Origin of the sequence: Atribacter laminatus, assembly GCF_015775515.1 — a bacterium.
In the GTDB taxonomy this organism is placed as follows: Bacteria; Atribacterota; Atribacteria; order Atribacterales; family Atribacteraceae; genus Atribacter; species Atribacter laminatus.
This window is the reverse complement of record NZ_CP065383.1, coordinates 1,242,727-1,266,576: the sequence shown is the minus strand read 5'-3', so window position 1 is coordinate 1,266,576 and position 23,850 is coordinate 1,242,727. Positions and strand designations below refer to the sequence as shown.

The window sequence follows — 23,850 nt, the reverse complement described above, 5'->3', positions numbered from 1 at the left end:
ATAATGTTTTTAGTAATAATTTAAATTTATTGATATTTAACTCAACTTTCGCACTAAAATAAATGCTGAAAAACCTTGATTTTAAAGGGTTTTTTAATGAAAACACCCCTCCTTTCTGGTAGAATTGACTTAAGGAAAAAAACCAATCACCACAAAGAGAGAGGTGTCTTCATGACTATCCTACCAGAAAATTTGAAAAATGAAAGGACCTTGTTACCCATGTTTTCCTCCTTTATGAAGGAGTTTAAAGTGAACCAACTGTTTCGAAAATGCCATATGAACAAAAAGAAAGGGTTCCCAGTCAAAGACGTCTTTCAGATGATCTTTCTCCTAGTCTTTACTCAGAAAAACGTTGCTGGTCTTCTCCAATCTCGACATCCCCTTTTCCAAGGAAAGAAAGACACTCTTTACCGTTTCCTCCACAAGACCAGTGGGAGCTGGCGAAAATTGCTCTTTCTTTTGAGTACCAAAGTAGTCTCTGAAGCGCTCCTTCCTTTTACCAGTTTGAAACGCTACACCTGGGTGGTGGATGATTCCCCCTATGAACGGCCTCGGAGCTTGAAAGTTGAAGGGCTCTCTCGATTCTATGATCACGCCCAAGGACGGTTCAGTCGGGGTTTCAGAATGCTCACTTTAGGACTCACCGATGGTGCTACATTCATTCCCTTTGCTTTTTCATTGTTAAGTTCTCACCAAAAAGAAAACCAGCTCTGTCCCATGGATGCCTCCGTTGATGGACGGAGCAAAAGAGCTCGTCTTCGGAAAGAATCCCAAGAAAAAACTCCAGAAGTCTTCTTCAACCTACTGGATGGAGCCTTAAAACACTGTCCTTTGGTCTCAACTATTCTTTTTGATAGTTGGTTCAGTTTTCCAGCCCTCATCCGCAAATGTGCTCTTCGCGGATTATCAGTGGTGTGCATGCTCAAAAACACCCCAAAAATTTACTATTCTTTTGGTGGAAAAGTTCTTTCTCTTTCCTCTCTTTTCACCAGAATTCAGAAAAGACCACACGGCAATATCATTGGATCGGGTGTCGTGAATCTCAATCTCACTGGGAAACCACTTTTAGCTCGGATTGTCTTTGTCCGAAGTGAAAAACAAAAATCTCAATGGTTGGCACTGCTTTCAACTGATCTGTCTCTTTCTGAAGACGAGATCGTCACCCTCTATGGGAAACGCTGGGATATCGAGGTTTTCTTCAAGATGGTGAAATCGGTCTTGAAACTCACTCGGGAATTTCAGGTTCGATCCTATGATGCTCTGGTATCCCATACCAGTATCGTCTTTATCCGCTATATCATGCTCGCGGTTATTGCCCGGAGAAACACCGATCCCCGAACCTTTGGCGAGCTTTTCTATGCCTGCTATGATGAAATTCAGGATATCACTCTTATGGAAGCACTCACTCTTCTTCTTGAGCTCCTGAAGACGACCATCAAACAGATTCTTGTCCTTTCAGAAGAAAAAGTCAAAGAGCTACTCATCTATTTTGTAAATAGTCTTCCAGCATGGTTGAGAGAAAAAGTGCTATTATTGAACTGCGAAAGTTGAGTATTTAATTGGATAATTGGATTCTTGATTCATTCCAATGCGTTACAGAGCTACTGCTTCCCCCGCTTGAGGACGAATAAGCTTGATGTCTTTTCTGGTTCCAAAGTGGTTTTCGAAGAATTCAAAACATTCGGTATGAACCGGAAGAAGATAACTGGGATGAATGGTTTCAATAATATTGAGAAGCTCATCCGGTCGTGCATGACCTCCGACATGCAGTGGATCATGACTATCAGTATTTTTTTGAACAAAGGGATTCCCAAAGAGCTGGAAATGAAAGTGATCAATCCAGTTTTTTAATTTGACTGCATCCAACTGCATCTCCTCGTTGAAAGCTTCAGTTGCTGAATAGATATAGGCTCCTCCTGAGGGATTGATGTCAATGAGTTCACTGAAATCATAATAGGAGAAACAAAAGACAAATTCATTGGGATGAGATGCGACATCCTCGGCAGTTAAACATTGAGCTCGGCAACCTTCTAAAAGAGTGCTTTCCCATTCGGAGGTGCGAACCCTCTTTTCAGCATAAATCCGGATATTGGGGTGGCCCAAGGGATTGGGAAGGTCGACTTCACCACATTGATTTAAAGCTTCGAGAAGATAAGCATCCCGAGTAGTAATGACCAATTGTCGATTCACATCTTCGGTGGCTTTAAGAACCGAAATTAAACGCTCCAAATTTCGTGGACCAAAATCAGCAATGACCAGACCCTTGGCTTTTTTAATGATCTGGCTGATCCGGTCGGCAACATCTTGCTCGGTAAAGTGTTTTGATCCATGACTTGTACTCAGGTTGGCTCGAGTCCCCTCGATGATCAAAAGGAGTGGTTGAAGAGCACCAGCTTCTTGGGTAAATCTTTGGGTCTTTTTGGTTTGTTTCCCACTCATCCGGAGGTCGCCGGAATAGAGAATCCACCCTTCGGGCGTATGAATACCAAAAGCTCCGGCACCAGGGATAGAATGATCCACCGACCAAAATCGAACGGGAAGATTCCCAACAGTCACCTTTTCTTCCAAAATTGGTAAGAGTGAAACTGGAGAAAGAGGGCGTTTTCCAGGAGCTTGATTCCAAAAACCTCTAACTGATTCTGAAAGTGGTTGATGGGTAAAAACATAGTATGGTCTTTGCTGAGATGGATTGGAGTAATTCTTATCGGAACAGATCAAGCCGTCTTCCAATATTTCTTTGGGTTTAGAATAAACGATTTCTGAAAGAAAGTCGGATATTCCACAGTCCTGAATAGCTTTGGAAATCAATGCGCTGAGAAGGCTGGTATAAACCGGTATGTCAGGAGACAAAAGAGAAATATACCCGGAGTGATCCAGGTGGGCATGGCTTAAAAGAACCCCCTGAATGGTAAGGTCTCTAAAAGCAGGATGACTGGATACTTTTTCCCACCAGTTTTGGGTTGGAATGACCAAGTCTTCTCGGTAGATACCTGGTAGCGGTGGAATGAGGTCGAAAGCCAAGAGATCTCCTAAACCATTAAGCCCTCGGGGTTTAAGAAACTCATCGAAGTATTTGTTCTCTTCACTAAAACTTTTTCCAAAATCAAGGAACAAAGCTGTTCCATGGCTCTCGAGAAGGATCTTATTTCCTCCGATCCCATCAACTCCTCCTCCGGTGAAAAAACTTAATTTCACGCTCATTTTTTCCCGTCCTCATTAATGATAAAAAATATTCTTTTCACATCAATACTATAATAGTCTATCCTGAAAATACCATCAAATGAATTCTTTAATCGGTCATCCTGAGCCCTCGCTTTTCGAGGGCGTGAGGATCTCATCTTGTAATTTTTTCTTTTATCCTTTCATTTTTTTTCATTCGCCCCCTCAGCCTTTATCGTGCCCGATTAATGTAGCGACATGCCATGGCATGTCGAATCCATGCCTCACCCTCATCCTTACCTTCTCCCATCAAGGGAGAAGAAACTCTGACTCGTCATTGCGAGGAACGAAGTGACGTGGCAATCTCATGAGTTCAATCTTTTTTATTCCTCTCTCTTTAAATAAAGGGAGTTTGAAAAGGATTCGATTTTTTATCTAGTTCTTTCAAATCCCCCTAACCCCCTTTGCTAAAGGGGGAAGTTGATTTCTGGATAGCTATATTTCATCTTCATCTGGTGCTGCAAAGCAGCATGAGGGTCTATCCTGAAAATACCATCAAATGAATTCTTTAATCTGTCATCCTGAGCCCTCGCTTTTCGAGGGCGTGAGGATCTCATCTTGTAATTTTTTCTTTTATCCTTTCATTTTTTTTCATTCGCCCCCTCAGCCTTTATCGTGCCCGATTAATGTAGCGACATGACATGGCATGTCGAATCCATGCCTCACCCTCATCCTTACCTTCTCCCATCAAGGGAGAAGGAACTCTGACTCGTCATTGCGAGGAACGAAGTGACGTGGCAATCTCTTGACTTTAATCTTTTTTATTCCTCTCTCTTTAAATAAAGGGAGTTTGAAAAGGATTCGATTTTTTGTCTAGTTCTTTCAAATCACCGGGTAGGAGGGGGTGGCTAACCCCCGTCCCCCCCACACCACCGTACGTACCGTTCGGTATACGGCGGTTCAAAAGGATACCCGAAGCTTCTGGTATTTGTCTAACAGACTAACCAACCCGTTTAATTTCCAGAAGATATTATCAAATGCCCGATGCATTTGCGGTGAGAGTGATAATCGCCAATATCCCAGACGTGAACTGCTCAGTTGAGCGGCTTCAATCGGTGCGATTCCCCGTGCCAAAAGGTGTCGCTTCACCGTTGCCGGCTTCTTCCATTGCTTCAAAAGACACATCCGCAACCGATGACGTATCCAGGAATCCATGTCCCGAAAGAACGTGGAGGTATCAGCATGGTGGTAGTACGCCACCCAGCCGGTAAGATACGAATTGAGCCGACGGATACGCTCCGCAAGTGGACACCCGGTATGACCGGCGGTCAATCGCCGAATGGACGTCTTGAACCGCTCTTTGGACTGACGGGGTAAGGTGAGCAACACTTCTCCTTTTCGGATGAGAAAAGAGAATCCGAGGAACTTCCGTTTCTTGACATGGTCTACTGCACTTTTCTCTTTATTCACGGTGAGTTTGAGCTTCTTTGAGAGAAATTCCTTGACACTATCCATGACCCGTTGCCCAGCCCGTTCGGTTTTGACATAGATGTTACAGTCATCGGCGTACCGAACGAATCGGTGACCGCGGCGAGTGAGTTCCTGGTCGAGGTCATCGAGCAGGATGTTTGCTAAGAGTGGGCTCAAGGGACCTCCCTGGGGAGTTCCCTCTTCAACGTCCATCCGCACCCCTTCCACCATCACCCCGGCGGAGAGATAGGCCCGAATGAGTTTCAAGAGGCGCTTATCCGCAATCCGACAGGAGAGGCGATGCATGAGGATGTCATGGTTGACTCGGTCAAAGAACTTCTCCAGGTCAATATCCACCACGACTTCATAGCCTTCCTTGATATACTGTCTGGCCCGCTCGATGGCCTGATGGGCATTCCGTCCCGGACGAAATCCGAAGCTTGCCTCGGAGAAGGTGGGGTCAATGAGCGGGGAAAGAACCTGGAGGATGGCTTGTTGAATGAACCGGTCAACGGCAGTCGGAATCCCCAGTAGGCGAGTTCCCCCACCCGCTTTGGGAATTTCCACTCGTTTGACCGGCTGAGGGTGATAGGTACCGGTCAGAAGCTCAGTTTGAATACGGGGCCAGGAGCGGGTGAGAAAAGCAGGAAGGTCAGTGACCTCCATCTTATCCACTCCCGCGGCTCCTCGGTTAGCGATGACCCGTTTGAGAGCCTTCTGGACATTGGTTTTCTGGATAACCTGTTCCATGAGGAACCGGGTGGCTTCGTTGGGAGGCTGGCGTCGAGGTGCCCGACGGGAACTCGGCACTTCTCGGAAGGAAGACGGATTCACCGCTTCCCCTTTGAGGAAGCTCTCGTTCGAGATATTCGGCTGTCGATGTTCCTGGTCTGAACTCATGACGTGACTCCCATTCCTTTCGTTCGGCCCTTCCTTTTTTTTTAAGTACTATGGCCTCAGCTGACTCCTGCTGGTTCACGGACACTTTTGAATATGGTGTCCCTTACCGGATGACCCGGCCGGCCAGCAGGCCTCCCCGGGTAAGAGCCTATTCTGTCTCTCCATCTACCTGCCTCATGTACTCCTGACACCTTTGGGAATCAGGATTTCGCTTTGAGGGGCAAGCTCATCCACTTGTCAAGAGCCTCGCTTGAGGTTCGTGTTCCTCAGGCCGGAGATTTGCCGCTGGCTTCCTTCAGATTCCACCTCACGGTGGACACCCTTGCCTTAAGCTAACGGCTACGATTCCCTTCGCCGTTCGGGATTTCCACCCTATAAAATATGCCCATGCCGGGCACGACCCCTAACCCCCTTTGCTAAAGGGGGAAGCTTTTTTCCCTCGCCCCTTCGTACAGAGAAGGTGAGGATGAGGGGGCATCATTTTCATCCTCATCTGGTGCTGCAAAGCAGCATGAAAGTCTACCTTGTAAATGCATTGATAAGTGAGTTGTCAATTGTAAATAGTAAAAATTTCACCCTCATTCCAAACTTCTCTCATTTCTCTTGCTTTCCTCTTCCATGGTGGGAGAGGCGTAGTTAGAGGCCAACTTTTACATTGTCATCTGATGCTGCATAACAGCATAGAGGTCTATTAAAAAATTATAAGGTATAAATCGAAGATTAATGATGGGGTTATAGAGTAATGGTGTTGGATATATTCGATTGATTTGCGATAACTTATAATTTTCCTTCTCTTTTTTTTAAAAAAAAGAGATGATTTTATAGCAATTAATAATAAAAATTAAGAAGCACTGGAAGGAAACATCCCAGTGCTTCTTAATTTAAAAACAAATGAAAGGCTACGGGATTAGAACAACTTTTATTGATTCTTCCCCCTTTTCTACCATCTCGAATCCCTTTTTAAATTCTTCTAAAGGTATCTCGTGAGTGATTACTTTTTCCGGCTTAATTTGTCCTTTATGAATAAATCGAATTGCCGATTCGTAGGTATTGGGACTTAAATGGGCGCCCCGTAAATCGAGCTCTTTCCGATCGCCAATAATACTCCAATCAACTGTAGTTGGATCATTATAAACACTAAACTCGACATATCTCCCTAATTTTCGTACCATTTGAAGACCTTGGATAACTCCTGCCGGATGTCCACTCGCCTGAATATATACGTCACATCCATACCCATTCGTTAAAGTTTTTACCTTGGATGCCACATCCTCTTCTTTCGGATTGAACACGTAATCAGCTCCGTATTCCAAGGCGAGTTTATTTCGGTTTTCTTTTATATCTATTGCAATAAGTAATTTGGGATTTTTTAAGCGAGCCGCTTGTACCATTCCTAAACCCAGCGCTCCTAAACCAGCAATCACTACCACATCATTAAACTGGATATCCCCTCTTTCCACCGCATGGATAGCACAACCTAATGGTTCAATATATGGTGCTAAACGAAATTGAAAATCATTCGGAAGTTTATGATTTCGAGCAGTTCGAGGAAGTCTAATATATTCCGTATAAGCTCCGTCTGCAACTTTTCCCTGGAATCCATAAATATTATGGACTTCACACATCCAATACTTACCATCCAGACAAAACCGACATTTCCCACAAGGAACAATTTGTTCAGATACTGCCCAATCACCCAGGGATAAACCATATTTTTCTTTAGCGCCTTTCCCTAAAGCTACTACCTGACCATAAAACTCGTGGCCAGGGATAAAAGGAGCTTGTATCCAAGCTGGTTGACCCTCACCACCCCAGAAAGAAGGAGCTCCATGATAGCCTTTAACGTCACCGGCGCATATTCCACACCCACCAACTTTTAAAAGAACTTCTTCATCGCCGACCTCAGGAAGAGGAATCTCTTCTATCCGATAATCTCCGGGTTTATAAGCAACAACCGCTTTCATTTTTGTTGGTAGGCTATCTATTCTTTCATCATATGGCATAATTCACCTCCATCATATTCTTAATGCTTTCCCATTTGTCTGATTAAAAATATGAGATTTAGCTTTACTAAAATAAACTTTTACTACTTCTCCTTCTCTTTCTAATGGTAATCCAGGAACTTCAACAAAAATCTTTTGATTTTCGACCTCCACTATGACAATTGAAGTCTCTCCCAATGGTTCAATACTATATATTCGACCTTCGAGACAGTAGCTTTTTTCTATTTCCCTACCAATAACAATATCTCCCGGACGAACACCAAACAACCATTTTTGGTTAACTCCATTTTCAGCTTGGAGAAGATGAGCTAAATCAGTATCAACTTCAAATTTAGATTGAAGAAATTTTAAAAAAAATGAACCACTTTCCTCAATATAAGTACAAGGAAGAAAGTTCATTGGTGGTTCTCCGATAAATCCAGCTACAAATAGATTGGCTGGTTGTTGATAAAGTTCATCAGGTGTCCCAATCTGTTGAATTTCGCCAAGATTCATTACCACAACCTTGTCAGCCATACTTAGAGCTTCCAATTGGTCATGAGTCACATAAATGACTGTAAGCTCCATCTCTCTTTGAAATCGCTTTAGGTCGATTCTCATTTTTGCCTTCAACTGAGCATCAAGATGAGATATCGGTTCATCCATAAGAGTTATTAATGCATCTTCTCTAACTAAAGCCCGAGCTAAGGAAACTCGTTGTTGTTCGCCCCCGCTTAATTTAGCAGGTCGAAAAGAGAGAATATCGCCAATGTCCAATAAATCAGTGACTATTTTAATTTTCTCTTTTATTTTACTTTCTGGATATTTTCTCGCTTGAAGGGGAAAAGCAATATTATCATAAACTGTTAATGGTGGATAAAGAGCATAAGATTCAAAAGACATGGCAATCTTTCGATCTTTTGGTGGTAAATTGTTCACCCTCTGGTTTCCTATGATAATATCACCCTTAGAAATTTTTTCTAAACCAGCAATCATTCTCAAAGTACTGGTTTTTCCACAGCCAGAAGGACCTAATAGACATAAAAATTCTTGGTCATTACATGTAAAACTTGCATTTCTTACCGCTTCTACTCTTTTTTCAAGCCCAGCTTCTTCTCTATAATATTTCCATACATTTTCAACTCGAACCTCTGCCAATCACCCCACCCCTCTTCTCCTATAAGCGCATAATGTTCTTTTTAGTATCTTTATCAAAAATTTGAATATTCTCTTTACCAAATAAACACATAATGTTCTCCCCGATTCTGATTGGTCGTTCTAAGGGGATTTGTAAAGTAAAAGTAAGGCTGTGTGGTGTTTTTAAAAAAATTATTCTCCTTGATCCCCGAGATTCAATAAACTCAACAAGCCCTTCCACATAATTGTTCGATTTTAAACTTTTATTTTCCACTCGATCCACAGGTTGAATCTTACTGGGAAAAATCCCCATTATCACTTCTTTTACATTGGATCCTATAATTTGATTTTGTATTTCAGAAGGAATATCAAATCTAATATCTTTCACCTGGATAGATATTTTGTCTTCCGCAGAAACAATTTCTCCTAAAAAAGTGTTCATATGAGGATCACTAATAATTGTTCCAATAATCAAATGAGCTGGTCTATTATAAATCTCTTCCCATTTCCCGATTTGTAATAAAATCCCACGGTTTAGTATGACAATTCGATCACCCATGGAAAATGCCTCTAAATAATCAGTTGTCGTATAAAGAGTCGTAATTTTTCTTGTCTGTTGCCATTTTTTAAGTTCTCTTCGTAACCGATGTCGGAGCTTGGCATCAAGATGAGCAATAGGTTCATCAAATAAATAAAGTTGAGGAGTTCGAATTAAACACCTTGCAAGACTAACTCTTTGCCGTTGACCACCACTTAATTCTTTCGGTTTTCTTTCTAACAACATTTCTATTTCCAAAAACTCGGCGACTTCCTGAACCATCTTTTTAACATCATCTTCTGAATACTTTTGAGCTCTCTTTGGAGAACGAAGAGGGAAAGCTATATTTTCAAAAACCGATAAATGGGGATAAAGAGCATAGGTTTCAAAAGCCATTGCCATGTCTCTTTCAGAAGGATCAAATCGATTTATTACTTGCCCATTCATAATTATCTCTCCCGAAGAAACGCTTTCTACTCCAGCAATCATTTTTAATGTGGAACTTTTTCCGGCGCCTGGGCTTCCTAATAAAACCAATAATTCACCATCTTTTTCCTTAAAGGTTAAATCATTTACAGCAGTTAATTCTCCGTATTTCTTGACCACCTTCCGCAATTCTATCTCAGCCACATTTACCCCCCCCTTCATCCGTTATCCCTTTACTGCACCAAAAGTTAATCCCCGCACCAAATACTTTTGAATAAAAATAGCTAAAATAACCGATGGCAAAAGAGTAATAATCGCAGCAGCTGCCATTTGTCCCCATAATACCTGTTCGTAAGAAATAAAACCCATTAATGAGGGAGTAACCGGTCGGGTAATATCTGACGATAAAACATATCCGAATAAAAACTCGTTCCAAGCAAAAATGAATGAAAGAATAGCGGTAGCAGCTATTCCAGGGGCTACTAACGGAAGATTTACTTTTCGAAATACTCCCCACCAGCTATATCCATCAATTCGAGCAGCATGCTCTAATTCGATAGGAATATCTTCAAAAAAACCTCTCATCAGCCAAACCGAAAAAGGAAGAGTAATAAGTTGATAGGCCAACATCATCCCATAATAAGTTCCGTATAGTCCTAGTCTTCTAAAAATAACAAAAAGAGGAATAATGACAATCAAACCAGGGGCAAAACGGAAACTTAGAAGAGTAAAAGCAAAATTTTCCTTCCCTTTAAAAGCAAATCGGGCCAGAGAATAGGCAGCAGGGACGCCTAACAACATACTAATTGCCACTGCGCCTGAACAAACGATCAAACTGTTCAAGTAATACCTAGGAAAATCAGTTTGAACTGTTTCATATTTTCCCAACCAGGCTTTCCCTATTAAAACCACCGAATAGTTTTCGAGAGTAGCATCATAGTAAAATTTTGGTGGATAGGAAATAACATCGATTGGTGTTTGGATTGACATATTAAAAACCCAATAAAGAGGAAAAATGGTCCAGGACATAATGAGAACCAATCCAATGGCGGATAAAACTTTTCCCAAAGTTAATTTTTCGTTTCCCATTGGTAAGACCTCCAAAACATTTTTTTACTTAACCTCCGTGTACTTCGCGAACTGCCTTTTTCCATTTTTCCACTAATAAATAACTCAAAACATAAACAATTGCCCATAACACCACAAGATGTGCAAAGGAATACCCCATGTTAGTCCATCTAAAACTCTGATAGTACGATTGAACTGAAAGGGTCATGGTGGCACTGGCTGGTCCCCCTTTAGTCGCTGCGTAAATGATGTCAAAATGCTTTAGACAATCCATAATGCGAAATAACAAAACAATTAGTATAACTGGCTTCAAAAGTGGTATTGTTAATTTTCTAAAGGTAAACCAACTTGATACTCCATCAACAGCAGCTGCTTCATAGGGTTCTTTGGGGAGGTTTTGAATTCCTGCCAAAAAAATCATTCCAACAAAGGGAATGAATACATAAGCATCAATCAAAATTACCGAAATCAATGCTGTAGAAGATGATCCTAACCATTCCGAAACCGGAAGCCCAACTAATTGGAGGAGATAATTAAAAACTCCTTGGATGGGTGCCATCATTAATTTCCACATAATAGCCGCAACAGTAGGTGGTAGCATAACCGGTAATAAAAACAAAGTACGCCATAACTTTTGCCCCAACAATCCCAAATTTAACAAATATGCCGCAACAAAACCAATTCCCACCTCGAATATAACTGCTCCTAAAGTGAATAAAAGTGTGACTTTCAGTGAATTCCAAAATTCTGAATCTTTGGTCATTTTTAGATAATTACCAAAACCAATAAAATTGCTGGTACCTGAAGTTAAATTAAAATCGGTAAAAGACATTACTACCGAATATCCAAAAGGGACCAAAATTCCGACCGTGATAATAAAAGCCGGTAAAAAAAGGAGAAAGGCTTTTCTTCTGCTCCAAAAACTTTCTTTTATTCCAAAAGGATTAATCAAATTACCTCAGCCTCCCTTAAAATCGGGTGGGATTCAATCCCACCCGATTCACCTCTATTTACTTTTTCCATTTAGTCATCCATTCGTTTATTTTTGCTGCCGCATCTTCTAAAGCTTGTTCAACAGGTTTCTTCCCTTCATAAGCTTCATGGAGTGCTTCAGCCCAGATATCACCTACAGTGGTAACATCGGGATTAGGAGTCCAACGGATGTCTCCATACATAGCATACATATCATCAACAATTTTTCGGTACTGTCCGGGTTCGGTTCCCCACTTCATGGTTTTTTCTATAACTGCGGGATTTTCCCACACTGACTTACGTGTTGGATTGAAATTATCATGAATTAATGTACCATCGAGCATAGTTTGTGGTGCAGTAGCCCAGAGTAGGAATAACCATGCTGCTTCTTTATATTTGGAAAAAGAGCTCATACCCAGTGCCCAGGTCCACATATTGGAGGTAATATTGCCATCTGGAGCTGCTGCTGGAAGGGCATATCCATTTTTCCCAGCTACTACTGATTGGGCAGGATTTTCATAAGTTGCAGCAAAGAAATCGCAGTCGGTAATCTCATAGAATCGACCGGCTGCATAGTTTTGTTTAGCATCATACCAGGTATAATTCGGCCAGCCAGGAGGTCCAGCTTTCTGTAAAATATCTACCCAGATTTGAGTGATTCCTTTTGCTTCCGGGGTATTAATTGCTGCGGTTAGGTCGGGATTAATATCTTTTTGACCATAGGTGCTGAAGGCTGTGAAATATCCTGAATGTACTGTTGACCAGCTTTTGATTCCACGGTTAGCCACTCCATAAACTTGGGGTGTTTCCTTTTTTCCCATTTCTGCTGCTTTGGTCAAGGTTGTAAGAAGATCAGGATAATTAGTCGGAACCGTTAAACCCCATTTTTCTCTAAGGTCTTCTCGATAAACCTGGCAGAAAAATTCAGCCATAACCGGTATTGCATTCCATCTTCCCTGTCCAAGACCACCACCAATGGTTCCATCCCACATATTCGCTCGGAGTGGTTTTTCATAGAAGTCATCACGATCATACCATTCTTGGTCAGTTAACTCAGGATTGTTCCAAAATTGGTTAAGATCCTCGATCCATCCGGCATATTGATACCTCCATTCAAACATTGGTGAAGTCATATACACATCGAATATTCCACCTCCACTGCTGAGGTCAATTAATAATTTCTCAAAGAATTCTTCTTCTGGTAAAATGACGTAAGCAACTTTAATGCCGGTTAGCTCTTCAAAGTGAGGAAGTAAGGGTCGCAATGATTCGGTAAAAGGATGCTTATTGAGCCCAATGGTAAGTTGTGTCCCTTCAAAAGCTCTCCAATTGATTTTTGCTTGCTTATAGTAAGCTAAAGGATCTTCTTGAGACAAAGCGAGTGAACTTGCTAATAGAATTAATCCAATAACAATTAGGAGTAAATATTTCTTCATTTTTTTACCCTCCTTTTTAAATCCATTTCAATTTAAATCGCTATTTTTAAATAGCCTTCATTAGAATAAATATGTTGATAAGTTTTTCACCCCCCCCTTCTATATTCTTTTGAAATCACTTCATGCTTTATGAGATCGCTACTGTAAAATGATATTTTCTGTTGGTGCATATAGTAGTCTTTCAATAATTGAGTGATGATAAGTGGTGTTTAACAATGATAGGTAATCAATGATGGTTTAAAATGCTTCATGCTAATTTCTAGTTCTTCAAGAGCATGAGTATCTCATCTTTTATGTTTTTGTTTTAGAGCTTGAGGCAGCAACGTTTTTCAACATAAAAACAGTTATACTCTTTTCTACAATAAATTAAGAAAATTACTTCCATTACAATCTGAGACCGCCTAATAGAACGCATATCTATCTTAAAAAATCATATAAAAAGAGAATCATTTTGTATGAGAAGGACAAACCAATCAATTAATGGGAATGTTGAGTGAGTTTTGCATGTTTGTTGCGAGGAATTATGAAGTAGTACTCTATCTTGATAAGTTATTAACTAGAATAGAAACTTATTGAGCAATTTTAATTCTTTTGATTTAATCATATTTTCATTGATTATTAAAAAACTTACATGGTGGTAATCCTATGTTTCATTTATGGTAATTTATTTTTTCAAATTTTTCCTTGGATTCTAGCCCGTATTTCACCTCACTTTTTTGTTTTCTCTATGATTTCCTCCACTCAATCCTATAAAACAAGTCCATTTTATCATAAATGGAATAATATCCGCAATAATTATTTTAATTTTCCGAAATAATTTTTAACTATTTAACTGGAATGGCAATCCGAGTTATGAGTTCGCTTTCGGGGACTTCGGTTGGAGAATTAAAATAATATTCATAATAAACTCCGGTTTTTTCATAACCATTTTCTTCAATCCACCGGAATATTTCGTTGTATGGTTGTTCCATCTGGCTATACGGACCTTTATACAAACATGTCACATACCTACCTCGAGGTATTTCACCTGATTTTATTTCATTTTTTTCCGGTAAGGGATGACTTATTGGAAAACCCATTTCTACGTCTAAATCATTCATGTCAAGGCTATAATAGGCTGTATAGGGTGCATCAACCGGATTCTCATTCATTTCTTTAAGATATTCAAAAATTTTATGATACGATTCTCCAATAATTTTCGGCAAATCTCCCATAATGGTTCTGGTTCGGACATACAAAACCGGTTGAGCTTTTTGATCAATAACATCAATTTTAAAAAGCATAATTCAACCCCCTCCTATCTTAAATATTTTTAATCCCTTAAAATACGAAAAAGCATTTTTCCCTTTTTATTTCAATTCATTTGAGTTTGATCAATCCATTTATATGTGATTTTATTAAGAACACTTTTTTACTCTTTTAATAAAAACAATTTTAGTATTCCTAATTATTTTTGTTAATTTAATATACAGTTGCATTGGAAAAGTAAGGTTATCATCTCTATTATAGCTACTATTTTCATAACCACCAATATAATAGTAATGAAAAGGATAGATCCTTAGGTTATTAAACGATACTAGTTGCGGATGAAAAAAAGACTGAAAGGGCGATTTTATAATTCCTTCTCCCTTGATGGGAGAAGGTAGGATGAGGGTAAAAGTCCCACATTCTCTATCCCTTTTGATATAATGACCCTTGAGAGATAAAAATTATGTCATATTCGAACTTTATACTTAAGGAATTTCCTGAAAGTTACTGATTATTGGAGGCGAATGACTGCATGAATATGGAACTTCCTGAAAAAGGGGCCAATTTTTTAGAACAAATCATAATCGATGATTTAAAAAGTGGAAAAGTAAAAACCGTTGCAACCCGTTTCCCACCGGAACCAAATGGATACCTTCATATCGGTCACGCCAAGTCAATCTGTCTTAATTTCGGTTTAGCTGAAAAATTTAATGGAACCTGTAATCTCCGATTTGACGATACCAATCCAGAAAAAGAAGAACCGGAGTATGAAAATGCGATCATTCGTGATGTAGAGTGGTTAGGTTTCAAATGGCAACGTCTCTGTTATGCATCAGATTATTTTCAGCAGTTCTATGAATGGGCTATAGAGCTTATCTCCCAAGGAAAAGCGTATGTTGACCATCAAACTGCTGACGAAATCCGAGAAAATCGCGGTACTCTCACCCAACCAGGCATCGAATCCCCTTATCGAAATCGTACAGTAGAAGAAAACCTATATCTCTTTGAAAAAATGAAAAATGGTGGTTTTGATGAGGGTGAATGTGTCTTACGGGCCAAAATTGATATGGCTCATCCCAACCTCAATATGAGGGATCCGGTTATATATCGGATTCTCAAGAAACCTCACTATCATGCTGGCGATAATTGGTGCATTTATCCTCTTTATGATTTTGCCCACGGGTATGAAGATGCCATCGAAGGAATCACTCATTCAATTTGCACTCTTGAGTTTGAAAACCATCGACCGCTCTATGATTGGTTCTTAGATAATGTTTCAATACCTTCTCGACCTCATCAATATGAATTTGCTCGGCTCAATCTGAGCTATACAGTTATGAGTAAACGTTTCCTCCTTGGATTGGTGAATCGAGGTATCGTTTCAGGATGGGATGACCCACGAATGCCCACCATCAGCGGACTGAGGCGGCGAGGGTATACTCCTTCATCGATTCGGCGCTTTTGCGACGAAATTGGGGTCTCTCGGGTAGAAAGTATTGTTGATATTGAATTTCTTCATCATGTGATTCGTGAAGAGCTAAACCAAACCGCAACTCGGGTCATGGCAGTTCTGCGGCCTCTTAAGGTCGTTATCGATAACTATCCAGAAGGAAAAATTGAAGAACTGGTTGCCGATAATAATCCTGAAGACCCTGACTACGGGACTCGAATTATTCAATTTTCCCGTAATATATTTATCGAGCAAGAAGATTTTATGGAAAATCCTCCCAAAAAGTTCTTCCGATTAGCACCAGGTCGAGAGGTTCGACTGAAACATGCTTATATTATTACCTGTCAAGAAATAGTTAAAGATTCTTCGGGTAATATTGTCGAAGTTCATTGCACCTATGATCCAAATTCTCGCAGTGGATCTGATCTTTCCGGTCGCAAAGTAAAAGGAACCCTTCATTGGGTAGCTGAAGAGGTAGCAATAAGAGCAACGGTTCGTCTTTACGATCACCTCTTTACGCTCAAAAACCTCTCGGATATGGAAGAAGGGAAAACCTATTCCGATTATTTAAATCCTGATTCTCTCATCACACTTGATCATTGCTTGGTTGAGCCTTCAATTACTCAAGCGAAACCTTTAGATCGTTTTCAATTCTTGCGCCAAGGTTATTTCTGCGCTGACATTGATCATACTCCAGAAAAACCGCTTTTCAATAGGATTGTTTCTCTTAAAGATACCTGGGCCAAGATTCAGAAAAGGGAATAGCGGGGATTTTTAAATTAAGGAATGAAATTATAGCATCATTACAAGGAGGGGAATTATGAAAATTTCATTCACTTTTTTTGGAATAGTATTGTTTTCGTTGATATTTTATTTTAGTTTTTCCTACTTGATGATTTCTATAGCTTCTCCTGGATCTTTTTATGTTTCACCACAGGGAAATAATGGTAATCCAGGAACCGAAGAAAAACCATGGAAAACCATACAACATGCTGCCGACAATCTTCAACCCGGTCAAACTGTTTATATTCGTCAAGGTCTATATCACGAGTCGGTTACAACTATTCACAGTGGGAATGAAACTCAGGGGCCAATTACTTTTACTCATTATCCTGGGGAAAAACCAGTGATTGACGGAGATGGAGTAAACGATGCTAATACCGGGTTTACTATTAACCAATCTTTTATTAATATTAGCGGACTTGAAATCAAAAATTGGAATGATCATGGTATTTGGATTGAAAGTGCTAGTTATATTGAGATTTCTGAATGTATCATTTCTCAAGTCACCTGCGGAATTGGATTGGTCGATGGTACCCATCATTTTGTACTAAATGGAGTCGAAGCTTATGAATTTATCCTGTATGGATTTGATGCTTCTCCGGCGGGAGGAAATGATTGTCATCATGGTACATTTAACAACTGTATCGCCCATTCCGGGCAAGATTCCGATCAGAATGTCGATGGTTTTGCCTTGGGTCATGGAACACAGCATGATTTTGAATTGAATCACTGTTTAGTTTATGAAGTGTTTGACGGTTTTGATATCAGTGCTCATAATACTACCCTTCACGGTTGCGAAGCTCACCACTGCTGGAATAGTGGATATAAAATATGGGAAGACCAAGTCAAGCTGGTTAATTGTTTGAGTTACCGAAATCAAAGCGCCAATGTCGAATTAGACTGGAATGATAAACCAAAAACCGTTACTCTCCAAAACTGTACCTTGGTCGGAACCGATACCTTTAATATCTGGATAAACAATGGTTCCGATTCACTGCAAATGTATAATACCATTCTGGCTGATGGTAAAAACATTGGATTAGCATTTGAAGATAGAAATGCAACCAATTATCAGGGTGATTATAATATATTTCACAATTCAAATCCTGATCGGGTTATTGCTGTTGGGTATGAAGATGAATTTTCTATGGATCAAACACAATCCGGGGCTTGGACATCTTATAGTGGTCAAGACCAACACTCGTTGGTCATCGATTCACTCTCTCAACTTTTTGTAGATGCAATAAATAATGACTTCCATCTTGATGGTCATAGTTTGGCTATTGATAGCGGAACAAACCAAGGAGCACCAAGAGTTGATTTTGATGAGAACCCTCGTCCGCAAGGAACCGGAATAGATATTGGAGCTTATGAATATTATTAGGATAGACCTTCATGCTGTATAACAGCATCAGATGAGGATGAAAACTCAAGATTCGACATGCCATGGCATGTCGCTACATTAAAATTAAATTATTAGGCATGATTTATCATGCCCATTCTTATTCTGTCATTGCGAGGAACGAAGTGACGTGGCAATCTCTTCCACCTAATTTGTTATTCTGAGGAGTCCGGAGTTTGCTGCCGGACGACGGGAGGATCTCATCATTTTCAATACCACAATTCCACAAATAATAAAAGATGACTCAAGAGATTGCCACGACCTCAAGAAACGAGGTCTCGCAATGACGAGTCAGAGTTCCTTCTCCCTTGATGGGAGAAGGTGAGGATGAGGGTGGAAGTCCAGAATGACGAATGAAAAGCACCCTCCCCGCCAAAAAACGGCACCCCTCCAAGGAGAGGAATTGATCTTCCCCCATTGGGGGGAAATTCATTTGAAGGTATTTTCAGGATAGACCCTCATGCTGCTTATGCAGCACCAGATGACAATGAAAATACCTATTTAGAAATGAATTTCCCCTTTTAGCAAAGGGGGTTAGGGGGATTTGAGTTTTTTTCCTGCTCCGTCATTGCGAGGAGCGCAGCGACGTGGCAATCTCTACCATCCACTTAGTCATTCTGAGGAGTCCGGTGTTTTTGCCGGACGACGTAAGAATCTCATCATTTAAAGTATTTATGAAGAAAAAACTTAAAAGATGAGATCCTCACGCCCTCAAAAAGCGAGGGCTCAGGATGACCGATTAAAGGCACACCCCCCTTTATCCCCCCTCAATGGGGGAATTTATAAGATGGTATTTTCAGGATAGAATGAACCCAACTAAAACTATATGAATAATGTAAATATAAACATGAATGATAAAACAAATGATCAACAGTTAACCATTAGAAGGGGAAACAGTGGCAATGCCCGGGCTTTTGCCCAGTTGATCGTCATTTCAGCACCGCTTTTTTTCCCGGTTTTATTGGGGCCCCATCGTGATAATTTTATGGAAAACGCATATCAAAAATCTAGTAATATATTCAGCCACGAACATGCCTGGTTTGTAGAGATTCAGGGTAAAACCACTGGGATGCTTCTCGGTTATACCGGAGATGTAAAAAGGAACCAAGGATTACCAACCGGCTTATTGTTTTTCAAGTACTTTATAAAATACGGGTTTTTCCAAAAGATTATTTTTCTTTTGAAATCACAGAATTTTTTCCCAAAAGTAGAAAAAAATGATTTCTATATTAGCAATTTAGCTGTATTTCCTGAATACCAGAACCGCGGTATTGGAGCCTCCCTCCTTAAATTTGCCGAGTCAGAAGCTTTAAAAAATAAGTGCGTAAATATAGTTTTGGATGTTGAAGCTGAAAATCAAGGAGCCATTAAACTTTACCAGAAATATGGATATGTCATGGTTCGTACCAGTCCCTCTCTTCAATTAGGGAAAAGTCAATTTCAATTTATTCGGATGAAAAAGTATCTAATGAGGTAATTCACTTAACTTCGGCCAAACTTTGAATCCCCTCGCCGGTTAATCGATAAACCGTCCACTCGTTGAGAGGGTTGGCACCTAAGGATTGATAAAATTGAATTGCTGGCTCATTCCAATCAAGAACGCTCCACTCCATTCTTCCACAACCCCGTTCCCGAGCCAATTGAGCGATAAAACGAAAAAAACTTTTTCCATACCCTTGGTGTCGGTATTCCTTTTTGACATAAACATCCTCAATGTAGATACCCGGTTTTCCCAAAAAGGTTGAAAAATTATAAAAGAATAGCGAAAAACCAACCACGGTGTTATTCATTTCACCAATAATCACTTCGGCAACCTTCTTTTGAAACAACCATTCATCGAGTAATTTCTCATCGGCAACCACCATATGAAGTAGATTTTCATATTCGGCAAGCTCTTTAATCAACTGGAGGATAATTGGAATATCGTTTGGAGTAGCAAACCGAATAGAAAATTGATCTGATATTGCTTTTGTGATCATAGTAAACCTCCTCTTCTATTGCGTTCTTTCTTTGGAAACAACCTGAGTATTTCAACCATACCATAACTTGAGCTTTTGGGTAGTACCGATACATCGCTCTCTTCTAAGAAGATCTTCCAAGACAACAACTAACAATGTAAGCTTACACAAATAAAATAAGCCTTTCGGTAGGGAGAGAGTCAAGTAGGTCATTTATAATTATTTATAATTATTTATAATTATTTTCAACTATTTGAAGGTCGGAGAATTGAATTTCTTTCATTGAAAGGAAATAGCGGTCAGCCCGAGATACAGCTTCAGGATCTGGAGGATTTTTTACATAGAAAGCAACCATACCTGCCTTTTTCGCCGCAATGATACCTTTTACACCATCTTCGATAACCAGAGTATGTTCAGGCTTACATCCTAATCGGCGAGCGGCTTCTAAAAATACATCCGGTTCAGGCTTACCATTTTCCACTTCCTCTGAAGAAACATATTGAGTAAAAATCTTTTCCCATCCTTTGGCTTTTATGGTTGTTACTATCGCTTCTCTTGGAGATCCTGAGGCAATTGACATTTTATAACGACCGTTCACTTTTTGGAGAAACTTAGTTACACCCGGCATGGTTTTTATATTTCCATCATATCCTTCAAGGAGAAACTTACGTAACATGGCAGCGCACTCTTCAACAGTAAACTGGGTTACTCCTAATAAAGAATGAGCATCTCGAGATACATCTAAAATCGTCATGCCAAGATATTTCAACAAATCTTTTCGATAAAAATCTTGGCCAAGAACTTTATAAAGCTTAGCATACGCAACTGCCCAAATTGGTTCCGATTCGATCAATGTATCGTCTAAATCAAAAATAATACATTCAATATTGGTCATTTTTAAAAGTCACTTCCTGTTTTAGGTATTGGCTGACTTTAGATTTTATTTTCATATTAGTGCTATAAAAGCAAAACGAAACGCTATATTATACCATTATCCATTATAATTTGAACTTAGGAGAAGTCTCTAAAATGATCATTTCTTTCATTTTCCAATGTTCACCAAATTTGCATAGATGTGGTAGTATAGGTCGTTATCAATGTCAGTTAATTAAATAAGTTTTGGAGTCAGGTATGTTATGTTAATAAAAAAAGCCTCTCTCAACTCCTTCCTCTTTATCCTGTTTTTGTTTCTTATCAGTCGAGGAGGGATATATATCACTACCTATTTTGGATATAATCTCTTTTCTCATTATGATACCTCTCCCCAGTTTTTCTCAGAACACGGGGATTCAAAAATGGTTCTTCCGATTTTTATCAAAGACTCTTATAAACCAGTTTTGAATGACTATATAAAATTCGATAGCCCTTTTTATCTTCGTATTGCAGAAAGAGGTTATGACCAGTACCGCATGGATGAGGAACATCCTCCAGCCGACTGGCCTTTTTTCCCGCTTTATCCTCTTATAATGAGAGGTATCCATAAGGTGTTTAATTTGAATCTTCCGCTTATTGGTTTCCTGCTTTCTAATATCTTTTTTCTCGGTGCTTTATACGTTATTTTTCTCATAACCGGAGAAGTAACCGGAGAAAAAAAAGTTGCAGAAAAAACTATTCTATATCTTCTCCTCTTTCCAACATCAATTTTTTTCTCTTTGGTCTATACCGAAAGCCTTTTTCTTTTTCTGTTTTCTTTGGTATTTTTATTTCTTCTTCGAAAACAATACCATTGGTCCTTCCTTTGTGCCACCCTAAGTGCCATCACTCGAGTCCCGGGTATCGTTCTCGTAGGACTCGTATTTTTTGTTCTTTTAAAAGAATCCAACTTCCGACCAATAAAAATCCCTTTTCGATATTGGGCAAGTGCTTTATTATCTCTCCTTCCCTTTTTATCTTTTCTTTTTTTCATGTATCGCTTGACGGGTGACTTCCTTGCTCCTTTTCACGAAAACGCTTTGAACTGGCAGCGAACTCTTTCTTACCCCTGGCAAGCTTATTTAAATTTCTTTAAAACCAAACATTTTATCGCCCTTGGTGGTTGGGACCTTACTCCGGTTAGCTTCTTTTTTGCCAATTTTTTTCTATTCATGGTTGTTCATTGCTTTTTCTCCTTAAAAAAGCGTCCGGAACTCATTTTATATGGTCTTCTGCTCACCCTAATATCCCTTTGCAGCATGAATACAAGTTTTACCAGCTTTCTTCGCTACCAAAGTGTGGTTTTCCCGCTTTTTTTAGGCATGGGTATTCTGGGAGCCAGGTACTCATGGGTCGATTATCTAATTATTCTGTTCTTTTTAATCTTTCAGGTCATTTATTCTATTGGTTTTATTAACAACTATTTCTTTGTGGTATAAGTAGATTTTCCAGCTTTACTCATTTTCATTTTTAAAAAGTAATATAAATTTTGGGGAAAACGATTTTTCTATCTGCTAGATCATGGGTTCCGGTTTTCACAAGTTCAAGCATCCTACTATTTTTGTTGTACTGAATGAGCATAAAAACCCAGGATTCGACATGCCATGGCATGTCGCTACATTAAAAATAAATTATTGGGGCTTGAATTATCATGCCCGTGGGTTTTCAGGATAGAAATCTCTATTTAAATAGTATTTTCGATGGTTTTCTTTTTTGTGGAAGCATTGAAGTTTATAGAAGGCGTAAACAAAAATGGCGGAGGGAGTGGGACTCGAACCCACACAGCCTTGCGGCATACCGGTTTTCAAGACCGGCCCCTTGCCAATTCGGACATCCCTCCGCTCAAACCGCAGATGATATTATACCGGTTTTATAATTATCCTACAACAGGAATTATTCATAGCCCATCAATTGATAAGAGGTATCTAAAAACTCCTGCACTTGAATCCCATCATCAATGGTAGCACCCATCGATGGTCTTCCAGCAAATTTTTGGAGAAAATCATGGGCACAAGCAATATGGGAACGAACCCATCCAACGGCAAATTTTCCTGGAATACGGTTTGGATAAGGATATTGCTGAACAGATTCAATTTTCTGGAAACCCCGTTCACCCCCATAAGCGCCTGACATTTTTTGGGCATCAAAAACTTCTAAAAAATTAGGCTGCATTGAATTAAATCGAACAGCTCCCAGATGACCTTCAATTTCCAGACGCATTTCATCACAACTTCCGGTGGCGAATCGACTCACTTCTATGGTTCCCGGGGATTGGTTCTCAAGCACAAAATCGACTTGAGACCAGTCATCAACACCTACCTTTTCTAATTCTTGAGCTTTCATTGAACTTGGACGCTCGGTGATAAAAGTCCTTCCTTTAGCGCTTACAATTGTTGTGTTCCCAATAAGGTAGTGGATAAGGTCGGAAAGATGTGACCCCAAATCGGCGAGAGCTCCACCGCCAGCGATTTCTTTTTTCAATCTCCAGCTCATAGGTCGGGTCGGATCGCCATATCCAGAGTGGAGATAAGCACCACGTACTCGATAGATTTCACCAATCAAACCATTATCAATGAGTTGCTTAGCTCTAAGAATCGCTGCAACAAAACGATTTTGAAATGATATTCCAAATACCACTTGGTTCTTAAGAATTGCCTGTTTCATTTCTAACGCTTCATCAAGCTTCACAGCCAGGGGCTTATCGCAATATATTGCCTTCCCGGCTTGAGCTGCACTTTGAACCGCTTTTAAATGGTAGGCATTGGGAAGAGCTATGACAATGATGTCGATCTCCTTCCGCTCACAGAGTTCATCAATTGAACTGGTTACAAAGGGAACTCCGGTTTCTTGTTGTGCTTTAATGGCAGTATCTGGTCGAGAAGTACAAATACCACGAATCTCAGGAATATAAGGAAGATCGGTGTAATAATAAGGAAGGGATTGAAAAGCTAAGGCGTGTACATTTCCAATAAATCCAAAACCAGCAATTCCAATTCCAACTTTTCTCAT

Annotated in this window: 19 protein-coding genes and 1 tRNA gene; 6 read left to right on the top strand and 14 right to left on the bottom strand. The window is 39.9% G+C overall.

From position 1 onward, the window contains the following. The first annotated feature begins 96 nt into the window (after window positions 1-96). Window positions 97-1,551, top strand: coding sequence for an IS4 family transposase (locus RT761_RS05845; protein ID WP_218113134.1), 1,455 nt, complete (start codon window positions 97-99; stop codon window positions 1,549-1,551). Window positions 1,552-1,593: 42 nt separating this feature from the next. Here the strand turns inward: RT761_RS05845 and RT761_RS05840 are convergent, their stop codons facing one another. The 10 genes from RT761_RS05840 to RT761_RS05800 form a co-directional block, all read right to left on the bottom strand. Further along, window positions 1,594-3,201: an MBL fold metallo-hydrolase gene (locus tag RT761_RS05840; protein ID WP_218113133.1), complete on the bottom strand. Its 1,608-nt coding sequence runs from the start codon at window positions 3,199-3,201 to the stop codon at window positions 1,594-1,596. 918 nt (window positions 3,202-4,119) lie between these two features. Next, the gene (ltrA, locus tag RT761_RS05835) at window positions 4,120-5,379 is read right to left on the bottom strand and encodes a group II intron reverse transcriptase/maturase (RefSeq protein ID WP_246465320.1); all 1,260 of its coding nucleotides are present in this window, start codon (window positions 5,377-5,379) and stop codon (window positions 4,120-4,122) included. Continuing rightward, window positions 5,321-5,614: a hypothetical protein gene (locus RT761_RS14110; RefSeq protein WP_246465380.1), complete on the bottom strand. Its 294-nt coding sequence runs from the start codon at window positions 5,612-5,614 to the stop codon at window positions 5,321-5,323. The genes ltrA and RT761_RS14110 overlap by 59 nt, the downstream gene beginning before the upstream one ends. A gap of 814 nt (window positions 5,615-6,428) precedes the next feature. Then, window positions 6,429-7,532 carry a zinc-binding dehydrogenase gene (locus RT761_RS05830; protein ID WP_218113131.1) on the bottom strand — a complete coding sequence of 368 codons (1,104 nt, stop codon included), beginning with the start codon at window positions 7,530-7,532 and terminating at the stop codon, window positions 6,429-6,431. A 12-nt stretch (window positions 7,533-7,544) separates the two neighbouring features. Next, the gene (locus RT761_RS05825) at window positions 7,545-8,669 is read right to left on the bottom strand and encodes an ABC transporter ATP-binding protein (protein WP_218113130.1); all 1,125 of its coding nucleotides are present in this window, start codon (window positions 8,667-8,669) and stop codon (window positions 7,545-7,547) included. Between the two features lie 19 nt (window positions 8,670-8,688). After that, window positions 8,689-9,816, bottom strand: coding sequence for an ABC transporter ATP-binding protein (locus RT761_RS05820; RefSeq protein ID WP_218113129.1), 1,128 nt, complete (start codon window positions 9,814-9,816; stop codon window positions 8,689-8,691). A 21-nt stretch (window positions 9,817-9,837) separates the two neighbouring features. Continuing rightward, window positions 9,838-10,701, bottom strand: coding sequence for a carbohydrate ABC transporter permease (locus RT761_RS05815; protein ID WP_218113128.1), 864 nt, complete (start codon window positions 10,699-10,701; stop codon window positions 9,838-9,840). 28 nt (window positions 10,702-10,729) lie between these two features. Beyond that, the gene (locus RT761_RS05810) at window positions 10,730-11,632 is read right to left on the bottom strand and encodes a carbohydrate ABC transporter permease (RefSeq protein ID WP_218113127.1); all 903 of its coding nucleotides are present in this window, start codon (window positions 11,630-11,632) and stop codon (window positions 10,730-10,732) included. Window positions 11,633-11,690: 58 nt separating this feature from the next. After that, a complete protein-coding gene (locus RT761_RS05805) occupies window positions 11,691-13,088 on the bottom strand; it encodes an ABC transporter substrate-binding protein (protein WP_218113126.1) in 1,398 nt (465 codons plus the stop codon). 824 nt (window positions 13,089-13,912) lie between these two features. Further along, on the bottom strand, window positions 13,913-14,371 hold the full coding sequence (locus tag RT761_RS05800) for a GyrI-like domain-containing protein (RefSeq protein WP_218113125.1): 459 nt from the start codon (window positions 14,369-14,371) through the stop codon (window positions 13,913-13,915). A gap of 497 nt (window positions 14,372-14,868) precedes the next feature. Between RT761_RS05800 and RT761_RS05795 the strand changes: the two genes are divergently transcribed. From RT761_RS05795 to RT761_RS05785, 4 genes are all read left to right on the top strand, one after another. Beyond that, a complete protein-coding gene (locus RT761_RS05795) occupies window positions 14,869-16,551 on the top strand; it encodes a glutamine--tRNA ligase/YqeY domain fusion protein (protein ID WP_218113124.1) in 1,683 nt (560 codons plus the stop codon). Window positions 16,552-16,606: 55 nt separating this feature from the next. Then, window positions 16,607-17,953: a right-handed parallel beta-helix repeat-containing protein gene (locus RT761_RS05790; protein ID WP_218113123.1), complete on the top strand. Its 1,347-nt coding sequence runs from the start codon at window positions 16,607-16,609 to the stop codon at window positions 17,951-17,953. A gap of 562 nt (window positions 17,954-18,515) precedes the next feature. Further along, a complete protein-coding gene (locus tag RT761_RS14170) occupies window positions 18,516-18,638 on the top strand; it encodes a hypothetical protein (RefSeq protein WP_281388045.1) in 123 nt (40 codons plus the stop codon). Between the two features lie 180 nt (window positions 18,639-18,818). Further along, window positions 18,819-19,448 (top strand): GNAT family N-acetyltransferase, encoded by a 630-nt coding sequence (locus RT761_RS05785; RefSeq protein WP_218113122.1) that lies wholly within the window; start codon window positions 18,819-18,821, stop codon window positions 19,446-19,448. Window position 19,449: 1 nt separating this feature from the next. Here RT761_RS05785 and RT761_RS05780 read toward each other — a convergent pair whose 3' ends face one another. Next, window positions 19,450-19,950: a GNAT family N-acetyltransferase gene (locus RT761_RS05780; RefSeq protein ID WP_218113121.1), complete on the bottom strand. Its 501-nt coding sequence runs from the start codon at window positions 19,948-19,950 to the stop codon at window positions 19,450-19,452. 208 nt (window positions 19,951-20,158) lie between these two features. After that, a complete protein-coding gene (locus RT761_RS05775) occupies window positions 20,159-20,824 on the bottom strand; it encodes an HAD family hydrolase (protein ID WP_218113120.1) in 666 nt (221 codons plus the stop codon). 241 nt (window positions 20,825-21,065) lie between these two features. Here RT761_RS05775 and RT761_RS05770 point away from each other — a divergent pair, with 241 nt between their 5' ends. Then, the gene (locus RT761_RS05770; protein WP_218113119.1) at window positions 21,066-22,280 is read left to right on the top strand and encodes a mannosyltransferase family protein; all 1,215 of its coding nucleotides are present in this window, start codon (window positions 21,066-21,068) and stop codon (window positions 22,278-22,280) included. A 314-nt stretch (window positions 22,281-22,594) separates the two neighbouring features. On the opposite strand, the gene RT761_RS05765 is transcribed toward RT761_RS05770, so the two are convergent. Next, window positions 22,595-22,681 (bottom strand) — tRNA-Ser (locus RT761_RS05765). Window positions 22,682-22,734: 53 nt separating this feature from the next. Continuing rightward, entirely contained in the window at window positions 22,735-23,850 is a 1,116-nt protein-coding gene (locus tag RT761_RS05760; protein ID WP_218113118.1) for a Gfo/Idh/MocA family protein, read from the bottom strand.